Source organism: Mesorhizobium sp. M0854, from assembly GCF_040319815.1.
Taxonomy (GTDB): Bacteria; Pseudomonadota; Alphaproteobacteria; order Rhizobiales; family Rhizobiaceae; genus Mesorhizobium.
In genome coordinates this window covers 30,687-47,763 of the sequence record NZ_JAMYOL010000002.1, presented here as the reverse complement: position 1 = coordinate 47,763, position 17,077 = coordinate 30,687, and the positions used below count along the sequence as shown (strand labels likewise).

The window sequence follows — 17,077 nt, the reverse complement described above, 5'->3', positions numbered from 1 at the left end:
TTGGGGGGATGAGTCTTGCGGGAGTAGAAGAGTCTTGGGAGGCTAAATCATGCTCTAGAGGCGGTTACCTGTGGCGGCGTCGAAAAGCGAGGCGCGCATCGGGTCAAAACCGATGCCGACCGCCTCGGCGTTGTTTGGCGTGCGCTCGGCCGTCACCCGCACCGTGAAATTCTGGCCGGCGAGCTTCAGCCAGACCAGCGTGTCGGAACCCATGGGCTCGACGACCTCGACATTTGCCGTGGCTGCGAACGGCCATCCCGTGCCGCTGTTGAACGCCACGTGCTCGGGGCGGATGCCGAACACGGCCGGCCCTGGCACCGGGTCCTTCTCGAAAGCATAGGTGGCAAGCGGTATCCGCACATCCTCGGCGACGAAGTGCCAGTCGCCTGCCGCCTGCTCCAGTCTGCCGTCGAGGAAGTTCATTGCCGGCGAGCCGAGGAAGCCGGCGACAAACCGGTTGACCGGCCGGTTATAGATGGTCTGCGGCGCATCGAGCTGCTGGATGACGCCGCCCTTCATCACCGCGATACGGTCGGCCAGCGTCATCGCCTCGATCTGGTCGTGGGTGACGTAGATCATGGTGTTCTCGAGCTTGCGGTGCAGCAGCTTGATTTCGACGCGCAATTCCGCGCGCAGCTTGGCGTCGAGATTGGAGAGCGGCTCGTCGAACAGAAAGACATCGACGTCCCGCACAAGTGCGCGCCCGATCGCCACGCGCTGGCGCTGGCCGCCGGACAGCGCCGCCGGCTTGCGATGCAAAAGCGGTTCGATCTGCAGGATCTCGGCGGCCCGGGCGATGCGCTTGGCGATCTCGTCCTTGGCGAGGCCGGCAACGCGCAGCCCGAACGACAGGTTCTTCTCCACCGTCATCTGCGGATAGAGCGCGTAGGACTGGAACACCATGCCGATGCCGCGATCCTTGGGCTCTTCCCAGGTGACGTTCTTGCCCTTGATGAAGATGCGGCCTTCGGAAACGTCGAGCAGCCCGGCAATACAGTTGAGCAAGGTCGACTTGCCGCAGCCGGACGGGCCGAGCAGCACGATGAATTCGCCTTCGGCAACATCGAGGTTGAGCGTCTGCAGCACCGATATCGCACCGAAATTCAGCGACAGGTTCTGGATCGAGACGCTGGTGCCGTTTGCCGCAATGCTGCCGTTTGCGTTCATCGCCATCATCCTTTCACCGCGCCGGCGGCGATGCCGCGCACAAACAATTTTCCGGACAGGAAATAGACGATCAGCGGCACCAGGCCGGTCAGGATGGTGGCTGCCATGTTGACGTTATATTCCTTCACGCCTTGCACCGAGTTGACGATGTTGTTGAGCTGCACCGTCATCGGATAGGTGTCGGGGCGGGTGTAGACGACGCCGAACAGGAAGTCGTTCCAGATGCCGGTCACCTGCAGGATGATGGCGACGACAAAGATCGGCAGCGACATCGGCAGCATGATGCGGAAATAAATGCCCCAGAAGCCGGCGCCATCGACACGCGCTGCCCGGAACAGCTCCTCCGGCATGGAGGTAAAGTAGTTGCGGAACAACAGTGTGAGGATCGGCATGCCGAAGATGGAATGGACGATCACCAGGCCGCTGAGGCTGCCGTAAAGGCCGACTTCGCGCAGGATGATGACGATCGGATAGATCATCACCTGATAAGGGATGAAGGCGCCGACGATCAGGATGATGAAGAAGGTGTCGGCACCTTTGAAGCGCCAGTTGGCAAGCGCATAGCCGTTCACCGAGGCGAGCGCGATCGACAGGATCACCGACGGGATCGTGATGCGCACCGAATTCCAGAAGCCACGCGACAGCCCGTCGCAGTTGAGCCCGGTGCAGGCGCTCGACCAGGCCTTGACCCATGGCTCGAAGGTGATCTCCATCGGCGGCGAGAAGATGTTGCCGAGGCGTATCTCGGGCATGCCTTTGAGCGACGTCACCACCATCACATAGAGCGGCAAAAGATAGTAGAGCGCCACCACGATGAGCGTGCCGTAGAGGAAGATGTTGCGGCGCGAGAACATATGCCGCGGCTTCGGCCCGCTCGGCCCGTACGCTTCGAGCGTGCCGGGGCCGGCCGGCAAGGAAACGGTATGGTCAGACACGCTTCTTGCCTCCAAACTCGAGATAGGCCCACGGCACGATGACGATGATCACCGACAGCAGCATCATGGTCGAGGCGGCGAACCCCTGACCGAGATTCTGGGCGAAGAACATGTAGTCATAGACATATTTGGCCGGGACTTCGGAGGCGATGCCGGGCCCGCCGCTGGTCTGGGCGACAACCAGGTCATAGATCTTGACGATACCGGCAGCGATGATGACGAGCGTGGTGATAAACACCGGCCGCATCATCGGTATGATGATGAACAGATAGGTCTTCCAGGTCGGTATCCCGTCGACCCTTGCGGCCTTCCAGATATCCTCGTCGATCCCGCGCAGGCCGGCCAGCATCAGGCACATGATGAGCCCGGTGCCCTGCCAGAGAGCGGCGATCAATATGCCGTAGATGACGATGCTGGAATCATAGAGCGGATTGAAGCTGAAGCTCGTCCAGCCGAGGCTGCGCACCACTGCCTGGACACCGAACTCGGGGTTGAGCAGCCACTGCCAGACGAGACCGGTGACGATGAAGGAGAGGGCGAAGGGATAGAGGAAAATGGTCCGGAACGTGTCTTCGAACCGGATCTTCTGGTCGAGCAGGGCGGCAAGCAGGAAGCCGATGACCAGCGAGAACAGCAGCGACAGCACGCCGTAGATCAGCAGGTTCTCGATCGAGACCAGCCAGCGCGGCACCGACCACAGCCGGTAGTACTGGTCGAGCCCGACGAAATTTAGCCGTGGCAGGAGCTTCGAACTGGTGAAGGAATAAAGCACCGTCCACGCGCTGCCGCCGACAAAGATCACCAGCGCTGTGAGGATCATTGGGATCGAGGCGATCTTCGCATTGAGGTTGCGAAAGAGTTGGCTAGGGCGTTCGCTCTTGCTCATCTGCACAGCCGCGCTGGATCGGGTAAGGGCCGGAGGGTCAAGAGGCCTTGACCCGAGCTCCCGACCCTGCGTTTGCAGGGGCGGGAGTGAGGCGGTCGGTCGATCGCTCAATCGGCCGAACCGACAATGGCGGCGAAGCGCTTCTGCGCATCTTCCACGGTCATGTCCTGCTTGGCGAAGAACTCGGAGAAAAGATCCTCCTTCTGCTTCTGCGTATCCTGCGAAAGCAGCTGGTCGGTCCACGGCATGACATTGCCCTTGGCGAGAATTTCGAGCCCCTTCTTCATGCAGTCGTTCGCCGCCTTGAGGTCGACGTCGCCGCGCACCGGCAGCGAGCCTTTCTTGAGATTGAAGGCGACCTGCGTCTTGGGATCGAGCAGCGTGTGGGCCAGCACTTCCTGTGCCTTCGATTTTTCGGGATCCTTCAGCAGCGGGAAGTAGAAAGCGTCGCCGCCGGTGGCGATCATCTCGTTGAGACCGAGGCCCGGAAGGCAAGTATAGTCCTTGCCGGCGACCTGACCGGCAACCTGGAACTCGCCCTGCGCCCAGTCACCCATGATCTGGCCGCCCGCCTTGCCGGTGATGACCAGATTGGTGGCCTGGTTCCAGTCCTGCACATTGGTATTCTTGGCCATCTTGCGGGCATCGTCCGCGGCCTTGAAGACCTTGGCGACCTCGGGCCCGGCGGCGAATTCCGCGTCCTTGTCCTTGTAGACCTTGAGGAAGGCGTCGGTGCCGCCGACCGCCGCAAGCAGCACGTCGAAAGCGCCGGAGGCCTGCCAGGGCTGGCCGCCGACCGCGAGCGGCTGGATGCCTGCTTTTTCAAGCGCGGGCGCCGCAGCGACATATTCATTCCAGTTCTTCGGCACCGGCACGCCGGCCTTTTTGAAGGCCGCATTCGACAGCCACAGCCACTGCCAGGAGTGGATATTGACGGGCACGCAATAGATCTTGCCGTCGAGGGTACAGCCATCGAGCAGGCTCTTCGGCTGCACGATTTCCGTCCACTTTTCCTTGGTGGCGAGATCGGTGAGGTCGCGCATCAGCCCGGCCTGCACCAATTCTTCCGCCTGCCGGCCGTGATTGAACTGGGTCGCGCCCATCGGGTCGCCGCCGGTGATGCGGCTGATCATGATTGGCCGCGCCGTGCCGCCGGAGCCGGCGATGGCGCCGTCAACCCAGTGATTGCCGGTTGCGTCGAAAGCCTTGGCGAGTTCGGCGACCGCTGCCGCCTCGCCGCCGGAGGTCCACCAATGGGTGACTTCCAGATCCGTCGCGGCCGCCGGGCCGGCAAATTGCAGCGCGACCGTCGCAGCCAGCGCAGCAGTCATGAGTTGGTATCGCATTTCGTTCCTCCCAGAATCTGAAACGTTACAGATTTTCGATACGGCAATTGCTTGAGGCGCGCAACCCCTCGGGCGAAGGTGGCATCAAGTTTTTTCGAAGCGCGAATAAAATCGTGCGGCTCGTCGGCCTACCGCATCGCAACAAGAGGGGTTGCACTGCAAAATGCAATGCTGCGACGCCAGAAAACCGGAAAAGCTCCTTCTGTCGCTCTTTTTTGCGCCGACCGGAGTGCCGCTCGTTTTGCGCCTGTCACCAGTGATATCGCCACGGCAGTGACAATCTGTAACGTTTCAGTATATAGCGGTCTCATTCGGTGAAGGCCCGCGGCGTACCCGCGGCCCGCCGATTGCCGGCCTGCCCGGCAACTGCTATGCGCCTGACGGGGCGGGATGAATGAACAGGCATCAAAAAGAGAAGGCCGACGAAGCGTCGGGCCCAGGCCGGCCGACACTGAAGACGCTCGCCTTCATGACCGGGCTGGGCGTCACCACCGTGTCGCGCGCGCTAAAGGATGCGCCCGAGATCGGCGCCGAGACCAGGCGGCGCGTCCAGCTTGTCGCCAAGCAGATCGGTTATCGGCCCAACCGTGCCGGCGTCCGCCTGCGCACCGGCAAGACCAATGTCATCAGCCTGGTGCTCAACACCGAGCACGAGATCATGAGCTTTGTCTCGGATATCATCTACGGCGTTTCCGAAGTCATTGCCGACACGCCCTACCATTTGATCGTGACACCCTACTCGCGCTCGCAGGATCCGCTCGACCCGATCCGCTACCTCGTGGAAACCGGTTCAGCCGACGGCGTCATCATTTCGCGCACGCAGCCGAACGATCCGAGGGCCCGTTATATGCTGGAGCGCGGCATCCCCTTTGCCACGCATGGCCGCACCGATATGGGGCTGATCCATCCCTATCATGATTTCGACAATTACGCTTTCGCAGCCGAGGCAGTGCGCCATCTGGCCGGCCTCGGCCGCCGCCGCCTGGCACTGCTGGCGCCGCCGGTCGAGCTGACCTATCACGGCCACACGCTCGCCGGCTTTGCCGATGCGCTGAGCGAGGTCGGCGCCAGCGAGATTCCGTTCAACACCGTTTCGATCGATCATTCGATCGAGCAGATCAGAATGCGGACCGCGCAGCTGATGCGCCGCGAAAACCGCCCGGATGGTTTCATCAGCAGCGCCGCCGCCGCGACGCTCGCCATCGTCGCCGGCATCGAAGACGCCGGCCTCAAGCTTGGCCGCGATGTCGATGTGGTGTCCAAACAATCGTCGGAGCTTCTCCACCTGTTTCGCAGCGAATTGCTGGTCGTCAACGAGAACTTCCGGCTGGCCGGCGCCGAACTCGCCCGCTCGGTGCTGGGCTGGATCGGCGGCGCCGCACCCGGCACCCTGCAAAGCCTGAGCGAGCCGGGCGAAGTGCAGGCCTATCGCCGCCCCGACTAGAGCGGGATATGTTCAAATTGAACTGGCATCCGGCTCCATCTATTTGTCTTAGCCGCATTTCTGCGACGCCGAGTGATTTCGCTTGGCAAAATGCGCGCTGCTGACTGGCAGCGTTGGGGCCGATGGCCGACAGGCAGCAGTTGTCGTCAAAGGCGAGAAAGCGGACTACGGGCCCGCAACGGTCCACGTCATCGCAGGTTTACGCTACGACTGAGCGGATAACATGTTGGTGTCGCGGGGCGATTTAAGACGTGTCCCTATATTTGCCAGCAAACGTCCGCCGTGCGAAAAGCGGTTCAGGGAGAATCGGGCGGCTCAAAGTCAATGCATAAGCTGATGGACATAGGTTCCACTGAGGCGCGAAACCTCGTCCGCGGCATCATATCATCTCGCGACAAGCCGGTGTCGGCGGATGTCATGGACCGCCTATACTCACTTTGCACTGGCGGTGACTTAGAAATAGCGCTTGCGATTATCGCGGAATTCCAAGCTGATGGGCGCGTAACCGTTTCGCTGCCGTTCCCGGCCAGACCACCTAGAATGGACCGACTGACTTCACTAGAACATCTCAGCCAATCTGGACTTATTTCCCAAATAGAACGGCGCATAAACCGACACGTTCGGACGCTTCAGACGTACCTATCCGCTGTGGCAGATCTCAATCGATCCATTGAAAGGAGAGAAATAGAAACATTATACGACACTACGCGACTCTTTGCTGAAACTGTCGGAATATCTTTCCACGTAACAAGGAAATATCTGTGTATTTCTCGTAGATTTGAAAATGACAGTACTGTTATTTCTGCCATACGTCCATATTTGGATATTATACGAGAGCATCGTCACATAATTCACAGGGCAGTCGACGACTCATATGCTGTCGATAGAGACTACATCGCATCACGACGTATGTTTTTGCGCTTAACGAACGACAAAAGACTTCCTCTAACGACAAGACGACTGCTGCAATACCACTTCTCTCCGCTTGGATGGGGCGATGAAGGGTGGGCGCAGCATCTGCGGGCGCTTTCCTCGTATTCTCTGCCTGATGCCCTAATGTTCATTCTTGAGGGACGCATCATCGGCAGTTCACTTACGTCGACAAATGAAGCAGCGCAGCGATTTAGCCTTCCAGAGGAGTTGAGCGAAGCCTATGGCGCGGTGCGCACAAGCGGGATGTTTGATGCTCTGAACCTTACGCCAACCAGTGGGCCTCTTGCTGCGCAAGATCTATTCTGCCTGACAAATGCTTGGCTTTCGGACGAGCGGCTAGCTTCGTTCTACGTGCCGATCGAAAGGTACGCTGGGCCTCGATTTGATAACCTCTTTGGAGTCGAGCGGCCTTTTTTTGAAAATGCCGAGCACAACCCCTTGGCACTTTCGGTGATGACGCAACAGGATGTGCACCCACAACAGACCGTTAGTGGCGCGGCAATACTCCCTGACGATGAGTTCCAACGCACACTCCGTCTCGTTCATCTCATTGAGCACGGATATTCATTGGGCGACTGCGACGGCGTTATGCTTATGGCCCTGATGAACGCCACGCAGAACGTCCCGCAGCTATTGAGCTCGACGGAACTTGATGGGGCGCTCCCGCCAAATCCGGATGACAAACTCTATGAACTTGTTAGAACGACCCTGATGTTTGAGGCGGCACCAAAGATAAGCACAGAATTTAATATGCGAAGCGCAACCGAAAGATTAGTCATTGATGACTATGGTGGAGATATATTGTCTCTACTGACGTTCATTTATGATAAATCGCCCAATGTTGCGCAATTTTACATGGCGATATGGAATGAGTCATTTCTTATACAGTGCTATAAATTGTATAAGTCCGCCTTCGAGGTGAACGACGCTTTTAGGTCCATACTGGATTGGTATGGCCATCAAATTCGTAGCAAGGTCTTTTTAGAGAGAGCCAGATCCTTAGCCTTGGAAAACAAGCTGGCATTGATCCGCCATGACATTGATTCACAACGTCTGTACGTCGATCCAATTCGCTTTAAGCAATGGATGTTTGAAAAGCTTGCTGGACCTCTCAGGGAGATTGACCTCTCCGCTGTCGATCAGGGTATTCCTACCCAGGAAATCAAAATTGACGATCAGATCGAGGTCCTAATCGACCCGTCACTTCAGGTTGCTAGCATAATTGACGCCGCCTTCAATGAATTCTGTTGCAATAAGGCCTATGGTGTCGATTCATACATAGGCCGTCGAATACGACATGGAACATTTCACGGGACTCTCATAAAGAGCGCATCGGATTTGGTCGAAGAGCTGCTCAAGCAATGTGGTTCCGATCGGGCGAACTATGAGTACGGCTTACGAGCTTGGCTGACTGGGTTTGATGAAGAGGTAAAGCAGTTTCCTCGAGAGAGGCTTCAAGTCAGGTCAGAGAGAAAGCCAAAGGGACTGCTAGTACCGCATGTGCGGATAAGCGAGTATAATCTTCTTGAATTTTCTGTACGGCAGGTGTGCGAATCGTTATTGAACAGGGCATCAATTCCCGAGGCGATCGACATAATTTCGCAATCTTGCTGGTTGCTGTTGCGGCCGAACCTTACTGAGATTCAGCGAGAGCTGGAGAGGTGGCGCGGTGAAAAGCTTCTGCTTAAGAAGGAGGACCTTCGGCGGACGCCAGAATTCGGCACTGATGATGACCAGGCAAGAGCGATCGTACGGAGAGTGAACGAGAAAGTAACGGAGACACTCCAGCAGATCAGCGCTTGGTTTGCCGCTCCAAAGGAGACCTCGCCGTCAGCGACGCTACAGGAGCTATTTCAAGTAGTGCGAATGGAGGTGGCTGAACAAGTCGCTGGATTCGCGCCTGAAGTATCGGAGCCTGAGGAGTCGCGTACGCGGATCGTTGGCCATCGATATCAATACGTCTACGACGCTCTCTACATTCTTGTGCATAATGCCGCTCGGCATGGTCAGAAGGGCGGCACTTTGGACCTTGGCGTCAACGAAAAGGTCGATGGACCTGTCACGACAATCCATGTCACGGTGGCGTCGCGGTTTGAAGCTGGACGTGAGAGCGATTCACAAGCAAGAATTGAGCATGAGATGACCGCGCCTATGGACGATGCACTCGTGACAGAAGGGTCTACCGGGATTCGTAAGCTGAGGGTGCTCGCATCTTCGAAGACTGACATCTCAGATATTGCGGTCTCGTTCTTGCCGACAGGCGTGGCCTTCACATTCCGACTGACCCTAACAACGCTTTGAGCCAATGAACGTTCTCCTTGTTGAGGATGACCCCTTCAAAGAAGAGGCAATTGGTGTCGCGCTCAAAGAAGTCGTGGTGGTCGAGCGACTCGTTTGTGCGCGGGCTGTTCAAACGGCTGTCGAGAGCGTATGCGCCACCTCGTATGACTTAATCATCCTGGACATCGCTCTGCCGAGTCATGATCGCGCGCTGGGCGTAGGCAACCCCAAGTCGATGCCGTCGGGCGGTGTTGAAGTGTTGCTGGAGTTGAATCGGCTACGACGCAGCGACGCTGTTTTGATCGTCACCCAATACCCTGAGGTAGAAATCTGGGGCGAGTTGGTGAGGTTGCCTGAGGTAATCGGGCGCCTGTCCGAGGAAATCAGCGTAAATTTGATTGGAATTCTGCACTTCGATCAGTCGAACGCAAATTGGCGGGCTAGTTTTGCTCGATTTATCGGAGGGATTTGATGACAAAGGTGCTGCTGCTTGAGGACGAAGGCCAAAAGGCGGAAGCAGTAACCAATGTTATTCGTGAATATATGGCGAATGACGTTCAAATAGAGATCGTTAGAAGTTTTGCCAAATTCAGTGGTGTATTGGCGACGTCCAGATTCGATCTTGTTGTACTTGATCTGATGGTGCCGATGAGGGATGACGACGCGCCATTTGACGTTACCGAGCAAGTTATCGAACTCATAAGAGCGAGTCATCTGAATGCGAAGGCCGCCTATGTCGCGATAACTCAACATGACGAGTTAATATTAGCGCGCGGTAGGGAACTTGCGGGGCTCGGAATCGCGACGGTTGAGTACTCTGATGGAGCACACTGGATTCCGGCTCTCAAAGTAAGCTTGCAACGTGCGTTTCGATTTCAGGAGCACGACTTTGTAATCATTTGCGGACTGCCACTTGAGCGCCAAGTGTTGCAGAGCACCAAGGCGAAGATTGGAAAGCTGTTTTCACGAAACGGGCTCAATTGTCTCGAAGTCAACGTCGAACAGCACACTGGGGTTGCGGTTCTATTGCCGCGGATGGGATTGGTTGAGGCGAGCATTGCGACTGACAAGGCCATTGAGACCTTCCGTCCCAAGCTCATTTTGATCGTGGGAATCTGTGCGGCTTTCGAGGGACGGGCCAAGCTTGGTGACATTCTCATTGGCAGTCCCGTGTGGGAGCACCAGGCCGGCAAGTGGTTTGGGAATGAGTTCACGTTGGAGATGTACCAGGAGGCAATTCCAGATCGTCTGGACACCATAATTAAGCAAGAGATAGAGAGGAGCGGCCACTTCAAGGCTCTTAAGGAGGATCTCAAGGCGCTCAACGACCCTGAGTTTTTTGAAGGCAGCGCTGCAGTTGCTCCAATGGTAAGCGGCTCTGCTGTGATCGCCTCGAAGGACATGGCAGCAATGATCGCCGAGGAGCACAAGCGGGTGCTTGGACTGGATATGGAAATGTTTGGCGTTTATCGAGCAGCAAAGCGCTCAGTCGATCACGTCGACTTCTTCGGCGTGAAAGTAGCGGTGGATTATGCGAATGAGCACAAAGAGGATCGATATCAGCGCCACGGCGCAATCCTTGCCAGCCGCGTGGCGGTTGAACTTATTCCGCTTGTCTTGGCTCAAGACGGCCGACCGCTGAAATGACGCTCACGGGTCGATAGATTGGGTTGGCTGATGCGATCCAGAAGGCTTGATGACGGCTTCTGCTTCGAGTCCCCGCGGTAGGCGTGATAGCCGACTACGTGAGTAACGCGCTGCGCCGCAAGTGAGGGCGTACCAGCGCCGTGTCGCTCAACCAATACACCTGCACGAAGCGCAGTTCAGGTCGCCGTACGTTTAGTTAGCAATACTCTGGAAAAACCGCCAACTATGAACCGACTACTCGCGACTGCTTTTGGACAGAAAATCACCCTGAATGCCCATTAAGCGGCGCTAACCCGCCGCCCCACTCCCCCACGGGCCATGGAACGCGCCTTGCCCGTCGATGCGCTCGAAGCCGTGCGCGCCGAAGAAATCGCGCTGCGCCTGGATCAGGTTCGAAGTGCCGCGGCTCTGCCGGTAGCTGTCGAAATAGGCAAGTGCAGATGACAGGGCCGGCACCGGCGAGCCGGCTTCGGCCGCCCTTGCGACGACACGGCGAAGCGACGGATGTGCCTCATGCATCAATGAGACGAAAGCCGGCGCCATCAACAGGTTGGTGGCTGCGCCGCCGCCGCCGAAGGCCTCCGCCATCGTATCCAGCAATTGCGAGCGGATGATGCAGCCGGCCCGCCATATCTTGGCGATGACCGGCATCGGCAGGTTCCAGTTGAATTCCTTCGACGCGCCGCTCATCACCGCGAAGCCTTGCGCGTAGGCGGCGATCTTGCCGGCAAACAGGGCCAGCTCGAGATCGGCGAGCAGGGCGTCCCTGTCTCCGGAAATCTTGCTCACGCCGCCGCCATAGACCTTTTCGGCGGCAAGCCGCTCGTCCTTGATCGATGACAGCACGCGTGCCGCCACAGCCGCCTCGATCGCGGTGGCCGGGATGCCGAGCTGCTGCGCCTCGATCACCGACCATTTGCCGGTGCCTTTCTGGCCGGCGCGGTCGAGGATGATGTCGACCACCGGTTTGCCGGTCTTGGGATCGTCGGCGGCCAGCACCTTGGCGGTGATCTCGATCAGGTACGAATTGAGCCTGCCCGTGTTCCACTGGGAAAACACCTCAGCGATCTCTTTCGGCCCCATGCCGAGCCCGTCGCGCAAGATGCCGTAGATCTCGGCGATCATCTGCATGTCGGCATATTCGATGCCGTTGTGGATGGTCTTGACGAAATGGCCGGCGCCGTCGGTGCCAAGCCACGCCGCGCAAGGCTCGCCCTTGAACTTGGCCGAGATCGCGGTCAGCACCTTTTCGACGCGCTTCCAGGACTCTTCGGTACCGCCGACCATGATCGAGGGACCGTGGCGTGCGCCCTCCTCGCCGCCGGACACGCCCATGCCGATGAAGGTCAGGCCCGAATCGGTAAGCTCGGAGAAGCGACGCATCGTATCGCGGAAATTGGCATTGCCGGCGTCGATGACGATGTCGTTGGCCGACAGCACGCCGCGCAATGCCGCGATCTGCTCGTCGACCGGCTTGCCGGCCAGCACCATGATGATGATCGGCCGCGGCGGCCGGATCGCGGCGGCCAGTTCTTCGAGGCTGTAGCAGGGCACCACCCTATCCCGAAGCGCGCCGGCATTTTCGACAAAGGCATCGGTGCGCGCCGCGGTGCGATTGAAGACGGCGATGCGGTGCCCCTTCTCGGCGATGTTGAGCGCCAGGTTGGAGCCCATCGTGCCAAGGCCGATCAGGCCAATTTCGGCTTTTTCCATCGTTTCTTCCCTGCTTTCGGATCTTGTTGGTTTGAGCCCGCGATTGGGTTGGACGCCCATTCTTGATGGCGATGATTGACGGGGGTTCGCGGCCGCGTCAACCGCCTCGCCGAATTGTCTTGCAGCCGGGGCGTGTTGAGATGCAGGTCAGGCCGAGCCGGAGCCGAAGACGGGCGCGTAAGCGACCAAACAGGTGGTTTCCGAGAACCGGAGCGGAGCGTACTTAAATACGTGAGCACCGGAAGCGCAGGATACCGCCATTTGCAGGCCGGCATCACCTGAATATCCGCACTTCACTCCGGCCTGATGTCGATCGGCGCCTCTATCTTCACCATCTCGAAATCCGAGACCAGGATATCGAGCCGCGCCGTCCACCGGCCGGCGACCGGAATGACGAGATCGTCGACGCGCCAGGTGCCGTCGCCAAGCCTCGTCGCCGGGCGTTTGATGGGCTCGATGCCGGAATCGGGCTTTGACAGCACCAGCGTCACCTGCTTGGCGTCGAGCGGGCCGAAATCGCCGGTCATGATGAAGATCGAAGCGGCAACAGGTCCGGTGTGCCCGGGCGCAATGCTGAGATCGGCCATCGCTTGCAGAGTGTGGATATGCACCGACGCCGGCTGTGCCGCGACGATCGCCAGCGCGCGCGGCGGCGGCGTGAAGCGCCAGCCGGCGGCAACGCCGAAGATCGCCAGCACGATCAGCACCTCGATAAAGATCGAGCGGGCCAGCCGCCGCTGGACTTCCGTTTCGCCCGCCTCAGCCGGGGCCGTAAGCTTGAAGCGATTGACGGCGGCGAGCGTGAACAGAAAGACGAGCAGCACCAGCTTGAGCAGCAGCAGCCGGCCGTAAGCGGTATGGACCAGCGCCGACGGCGTTTGCACCTGGATGACGGCGAGCACGATGCCGGCTGCCGCAAGCACCGCCACGACGAACAGGATCGCTCGTGAAAACCGGCGCAGCAACGGCCCGGCTTTGTCCGGCTGCCGTTTCAAGGCAAGACCGAGCGGCGCCAGCGCCCCGGACCAAATCGCGATACCAGTGGCGTGCAGAAACACCATCGGCCGGCTCAGCCATTGCGGCTCGGCGGCACTGGCATGCCCGCTGGCGGCAAGTGCTGCGCCAACGCCAACCAGTCCGGCCAAGGCCAGCGGCTTTGCGTCGGCGGGCGGCACGACCAGCGATAATAGGCTCAGGCCGAGCGCCATCAGCGCGATCAGCACCGTCCAGCCGAAGCTGGTGCCAAGCCCGGTCTGCCAGATGACCGGCTGCGCCAGCCGGGCAAGCGGCGCGCCGAGTGCATCCAGCCCCTGGAAACCGAGCGACAAGAGTGCGGCGGCCAGCCCGCACAGGATCGCGGCGACGATCATGTTCTGGCCGGATCGACCGCCTTGCGCCAGCCAAGCCTGCGCAAAGGCGCCGCCGACGCCGAAAAACAGGCCGATGTATAGAAAAACCTTGCCGATCCAGATCGCCGTTCGAAGCGCCCGGTCGACAGCTTCGGAGGCAGCCGGCGCAGCACTCGGTGTGCCGAACGAGAACAGCACCGAGCCGCCGACCGGATGGCCGTCGGCGGAGATTACCCGCCAGCTCAGCACATGCGTGCCGGATGTCAACGCCTGCGGATTGTCGATCTCGACGGTCTGGCCGCTGAGCCGGAAGGAGGTCAGCGGGACCGCCGTGCCGTCGGGCCGCACCAGCGTCAGCACCAGCGGCGAAACCGGCTCGCTGAAGGTCAGCGACATCTGCGACGGGCTCTGCGCCAGCACCGCACCGTCAGCCGGCTCGGCCTTGATCAGCGCCGCATGGGCGAAGGCTGGATCAGGCATGGCAATTACGGCGAGCAGCACGACGACGGCCAGCAGCCCAGCCAGAAGCCGGCCAGAATAGTTGCCGGCCATGCAAGCTTGCCGCAGGAAGGATGCCGCGCTCATCTCACCGCCAAGAGCAGCGGCGCGCTCATCCGCCAAAGCGCGCCGCTGGAGCTCACTTCGGCAGCAGCTTGAGGCCGGGCGCCGGAAATTCCAGCGCGTCCTCAGCCTGCCCGGCCGCCGGAATCTCGATCCAGCGATCGGCAACGCCGTCACATTCCTGCACCACCGGGAAATGCAGCGTCTGGCCTGCCGGCAGGTCGGACGCCAGCGTCGCGCGAAAGACGAATTCGTCGTAGAATTCGTCCGGCAGGCTGCCGGCGCTCCAGTCGATCTCCTTGACGCCGCTGGTCACTGCCTGGCCGTAGAGCTGGTAGGACTTCTCGTATTTGCCGTTCTTGACCTGCAGCGTCCAACCCGGCTTCGGCATCGGTTTGACCGAAAGCACCCCTTCCGGGATCTGCACGCGCACGGCGGTCGTTGCCTTGCCCTCGCAGCCATGCGGCACCCGAAGAACCGCCTTGTAGGTCGAGCCGACTGCGGTCTCCGGCGTTTCGAGCGTGATGTGGGCAAAGGCCGCGCTGGTCCCGAGGACAAGAAGCACGCAGCCGGGCAAAAGAGATTTCTTCATGATGGTACCTCTCGAAGCGGCCAAGTCAGTCGTCGTCCTGGGGCGCCGCGCTGCCGATGCCTTGCACGGCGAATTCAATCTGCACGGGCCCGGCTTTTTCGAAGGTCAGCGTGGCGGAGAACGTTTCGCCCTCCTTGGGCTGCCGCTTCAAATCCATGAACATCAAATGATAGCCGTTAGGCGCCAGCGCGACCTTGCCGCCAGCCGGGATTTCGAGGCCGCCGGTGACCGGCCGCATCGTCATGACGCCATTGCTGACGCCCATCTCGTGCAGTTCGGCCTTGGCCGAAATGTCGGAGGTGATCGACAGCAGGCGATCCGCCGCACTGCCTGTGTTGGTGATGGTGAAGTAGCCGCCGGCCACCTTGGCGCCGGCTGGCGTGGCCCGCGACCACGGGTGCCCGATCTCGAGATCGCCAAGCTTGAACTCGTGTGCCAACACCGTCTGGGCGCTGGCGAACAGGAGGGCAAGAACGCAAAGGGCGACGCCGAGACGCTGCTCGAAACGACCCAGTGCGAAGCGCCTGCGGCTGGATGCGGCAGCGCGAAAAGAGTGAGACATGATTGCTCCGTGGACTTTAAGGGGGATCGCGCCGATGGCCGGCCGCGAACGATGTCAATAAACGCGCCGGCAAAGCGTTGCGCGGCGCGAACCAGAACGGATCAGGCCGTCGCCGGTGGTGCACGCGGATTGGACGGAGTGCGGGCGCGGGCGAAATCGCGATGCCGGAAGGCCGGCAGGAAAAAGGCGATGGTTTCGATGGAAAGGCTGCGAGCCAGGCTCCCGGCTGCATCCAGCGACGCGTAGACCGCCGAAACGAGATTGCAGCCAAGCATGCAGCAAGCCGGCATGTGCTGCTGATGCGGATCGCCGGCGGGGAGTTGCGCCGCACCGTCATGGGTGCAGATCGTGTTGCCGAAAGCATCGAATTGCGAGGCGTTGGGTGCGACGCCGGAAGCAAACGCGCCGAATATCGACTGGAGCATGAAAAGCCACGCCGCGGCGAACGCGACCGGCATGCTCCATCGTCTCCGGCGTATGGTCAAGAACCAGCCTCTTCACGCAGCAACGTCAGCTCTCTAGCACGGAGCCGGCGGCCGGAAAATCGCCAAAACGTTGCTGCGGCAACGCAACACAATCACGCGCGTTGCGGCTGCCTGCCCTCGGGAATCGACGTCAGCAGCGTGTGGCGGGCCGATTTCAGGTGCTTGCGGCAGGCGGCGTCGACCTTGGCGAGATCGCGCGATTTGAGCGCGGCGATATAGGCGAGATGCTCCTGGACCGCGACTTCGTTGCGCTCGCGCTCCTGCGCCTTGTTCCACTGGTAGTGGTAGTGGAAGATCATGGCGATGACGTCGTAGAAATCGACGATGAAGCGGTTGTGCGACGCCCGATGGATCAGCCGGTGAAAGCGCTCGTCAAGCTCGGAGAATTCGTTGAAGCGCACGGCGATCTCGCGCTTCAGCCGGTGATGCTCGTCTTCCAGGCGGTCGAGATCGGCCCACACCGGGCTGTCCTCGGGCAGAGCGGCAAAGGCTGCGGCCGAGCGCAGTTCGAACATCTCGCGGATTTCGGTCAACTCCAGCGCGAAGGCGCGGGTAAAGCCTTTAAGCACCCAGTGGCTGTTGCGGCGCTTCTCGATCAGCCCGAAGCGCGAGAAGCGGATCAGGAATTCGCGCACGCTGGTGGTGCCGACGCCGATCTCACGCGCCAGTTCGAGCTCGTTGATCTGCATGCCGGCTTCGGCACCGCTGGCAAGCAGCCGCCGCATGAAGGAGCGCTCGATGATCTCGGCCAGCGTGTCGGTTTCTTCCTCGGGGAAGAAATCGTCCGGTCGCGGTTCGCGCAGGACCGTCTTGCTGCGCTTGTTCCAATCGATCAGCCCGGTTTCTTCCATGCGCGCAAGGATAGTGCGGACCGTCGTGCGGCTGACGCCGAGCAGCGTACCCAGCTCCGGCTCCGAAGGCAGGCTCCTGGTTTCGTCGAGCAGCCTCAGACCGCGATTATAGGCGTCCTTGTAAACGTTGTTGCTCTTCGACATCCCCTGCCCCGTGGCGCATCGCCGTTTGCGGCCAGTGTGAAGCGTTTCTCGCGCATGAAACCGGTACCTTTTCGGAAAACATCATGCGCAACGCTAGTTTTGGTTGTAGAGCCTACTTCTCGCATCCAAAAGACGCGTCGCGCTCTGGCGAAAAAACAATTGACGCAAAAATGTTTTTTCAC

14 protein-coding genes are annotated in these 17,077 nt (G+C 59.8%); 4 read left to right on the top strand and 10 right to left on the bottom strand.

Going from position 1 to position 17,077, the window contains the following annotated elements:
* Nucleotides 1–54 precede the first annotated feature (54 nt).
* The 4 genes from NKH99_RS03100 to NKH99_RS03085 form a co-directional block, all read right to left on the bottom strand.
* Complete coding sequence (locus NKH99_RS03100; protein WP_352448362.1) at nucleotides 55–1,167, bottom strand: ABC transporter ATP-binding protein; 1,113 nt, start codon at nucleotides 1,165–1,167, stop codon at nucleotides 55–57.
* A 5-nt stretch (nucleotides 1,168–1,172) separates the two neighbouring features.
* Nucleotides 1,173–2,102, bottom strand: coding sequence for a carbohydrate ABC transporter permease (locus tag NKH99_RS03095; protein ID WP_023675222.1), 930 nt, complete (start codon nucleotides 2,100–2,102; stop codon nucleotides 1,173–1,175).
* The gene (locus NKH99_RS03090; protein ID WP_352502626.1) at nucleotides 2,095–2,988 is read right to left on the bottom strand and encodes a carbohydrate ABC transporter permease; all 894 of its coding nucleotides are present in this window, start codon (nucleotides 2,986–2,988) and stop codon (nucleotides 2,095–2,097) included. The genes NKH99_RS03095 and NKH99_RS03090 overlap by 8 nt, the downstream gene beginning before the upstream one ends.
* A 107-nt stretch (nucleotides 2,989–3,095) precedes the next feature.
* Nucleotides 3,096–4,334, bottom strand: coding sequence for an ABC transporter substrate-binding protein (locus tag NKH99_RS03085; RefSeq protein WP_352448364.1), 1,239 nt, complete (start codon nucleotides 4,332–4,334; stop codon nucleotides 3,096–3,098).
* A 394-nt stretch (nucleotides 4,335–4,728) separates the two neighbouring features.
* On the opposite strand from NKH99_RS03085, the gene NKH99_RS03080 reads away from it, so the two are divergent.
* The 4 genes from NKH99_RS03080 to NKH99_RS03065 all read left to right on the top strand — a co-directional run bounded on the left by NKH99_RS03080 (nucleotide 4,729) and on the right by NKH99_RS03065 (nucleotide 10,638).
* Nucleotides 4,729–5,778 carry a LacI family transcriptional regulator gene (locus NKH99_RS03080; protein ID WP_353012557.1) on the top strand — a complete coding sequence of 350 codons (1,050 nt, stop codon included), beginning with the start codon at nucleotides 4,729–4,731 and terminating at the stop codon, nucleotides 5,776–5,778.
* Nucleotides 5,779–6,834: 1,056 nt separating this feature from the next.
* Entirely contained in the window at nucleotides 6,835–9,012 is a 2,178-nt protein-coding gene (locus NKH99_RS03075; RefSeq protein ID WP_353012554.1) for a hypothetical protein, read from the top strand.
* A gap of 4 nt (nucleotides 9,013–9,016) precedes the next feature.
* Entirely contained in the window at nucleotides 9,017–9,463 is a 447-nt protein-coding gene (locus NKH99_RS03070) for a response regulator (RefSeq protein WP_353012551.1), read from the top strand.
* Nucleotides 9,463–10,638: a 5'-methylthioadenosine/S-adenosylhomocysteine nucleosidase family protein gene (locus tag NKH99_RS03065; protein WP_353012548.1), complete on the top strand. Its 1,176-nt coding sequence runs from the start codon at nucleotides 9,463–9,465 to the stop codon at nucleotides 10,636–10,638. Before NKH99_RS03070 ends, NKH99_RS03065 begins: the two co-directional genes overlap by 1 nt.
* A gap of 288 nt (nucleotides 10,639–10,926) precedes the next feature.
* Here NKH99_RS03065 and gnd read toward each other — a convergent pair whose 3' ends face one another.
* From gnd to NKH99_RS03035, 6 genes are all read right to left on the bottom strand, one after another.
* The gene (gnd, locus tag NKH99_RS03060; RefSeq protein ID WP_353012545.1) at nucleotides 10,927–12,351 is read right to left on the bottom strand and encodes an NADP-dependent phosphogluconate dehydrogenase; all 1,425 of its coding nucleotides are present in this window, start codon (nucleotides 12,349–12,351) and stop codon (nucleotides 10,927–10,929) included.
* A gap of 293 nt (nucleotides 12,352–12,644) precedes the next feature.
* A complete protein-coding gene (locus NKH99_RS03055; RefSeq protein ID WP_353012542.1) occupies nucleotides 12,645–14,285 on the bottom strand; it encodes a copper resistance CopC/CopD family protein in 1,641 nt (546 codons plus the stop codon).
* A 52-nt stretch (nucleotides 14,286–14,337) separates the two neighbouring features.
* A complete protein-coding gene (locus NKH99_RS03050; RefSeq protein WP_352906839.1) occupies nucleotides 14,338–14,853 on the bottom strand; it encodes a YcnI family copper-binding membrane protein in 516 nt (171 codons plus the stop codon).
* Nucleotides 14,854–14,878: 25 nt separating this feature from the next.
* A complete protein-coding gene (locus NKH99_RS03045; protein ID WP_352448371.1) occupies nucleotides 14,879–15,415 on the bottom strand; it encodes a copper chaperone PCu(A)C in 537 nt (178 codons plus the stop codon).
* 101 nt (nucleotides 15,416–15,516) lie between these two features.
* Nucleotides 15,517–15,873, bottom strand: coding sequence for a DUF2946 family protein (locus NKH99_RS03040; protein WP_352448372.1), 357 nt, complete (start codon nucleotides 15,871–15,873; stop codon nucleotides 15,517–15,519).
* A gap of 119 nt (nucleotides 15,874–15,992) precedes the next feature.
* Entirely contained in the window at nucleotides 15,993–16,895 is a 903-nt protein-coding gene (locus NKH99_RS03035) for a GntR family transcriptional regulator (RefSeq protein ID WP_352766985.1), read from the bottom strand.
* Nucleotides 16,896–17,077 lie beyond the last annotated feature (182 nt).

Coding starts and splice junctions, on each gene's coding strand:
- NKH99_RS03100 (WP_352448362.1), bottom strand. CDS start 1,167: ATGAACGCAAACGGCAGCATTGCGGCAAACGGCACCAGCGTCTCGATC.
- NKH99_RS03090 (WP_352502626.1), bottom strand. CDS start 2,988: ATGAGCAAGAGCGAACGCCCTAGCCAACTCTTTCGCAACCTCAATGCG.
- NKH99_RS03085 (WP_352448364.1), bottom strand. CDS start 4,334: ATGCGATACCAACTCATGACTGCTGCGCTGGCTGCGACGGTCGCGCTG.
- NKH99_RS03080 (WP_353012557.1), top strand. CDS start 4,729: ATGAACAGGCATCAAAAAGAGAAGGCCGACGAAGCGTCGGGCCCAGGC.
- NKH99_RS03075 (WP_353012554.1), top strand. CDS start 6,835: ATGTTCATTCTTGAGGGACGCATCATCGGCAGTTCACTTACGTCGACA.
- NKH99_RS03070 (WP_353012551.1), top strand. CDS start 9,017: ATGAACGTTCTCCTTGTTGAGGATGACCCCTTCAAAGAAGAGGCAATT.
- NKH99_RS03065 (WP_353012548.1), top strand. CDS start 9,463: ATGACAAAGGTGCTGCTGCTTGAGGACGAAGGCCAAAAGGCGGAAGCA.
- gnd (WP_353012545.1), bottom strand. CDS start 12,351: ATGGAAAAAGCCGAAATTGGCCTGATCGGCCTTGGCACGATGGGCTCC.
- NKH99_RS03055 (WP_353012542.1), bottom strand. CDS start 14,285: ATGAGCGCGGCATCCTTCCTGCGGCAAGCTTGCATGGCCGGCAACTAT.
- NKH99_RS03050 (WP_352906839.1), bottom strand. CDS start 14,853: ATGAAGAAATCTCTTTTGCCCGGCTGCGTGCTTCTTGTCCTCGGGACC.
- NKH99_RS03045 (WP_352448371.1), bottom strand. CDS start 15,415: ATGTCTCACTCTTTTCGCGCTGCCGCATCCAGCCGCAGGCGCTTCGCA.
- NKH99_RS03040 (WP_352448372.1), bottom strand. CDS start 15,873: ATGCCGGTCGCGTTCGCCGCGGCGTGGCTTTTCATGCTCCAGTCGATA.
- NKH99_RS03035 (WP_352766985.1), bottom strand. CDS start 16,895: ATGTCGAAGAGCAACAACGTTTACAAGGACGCCTATAATCGCGGTCTG.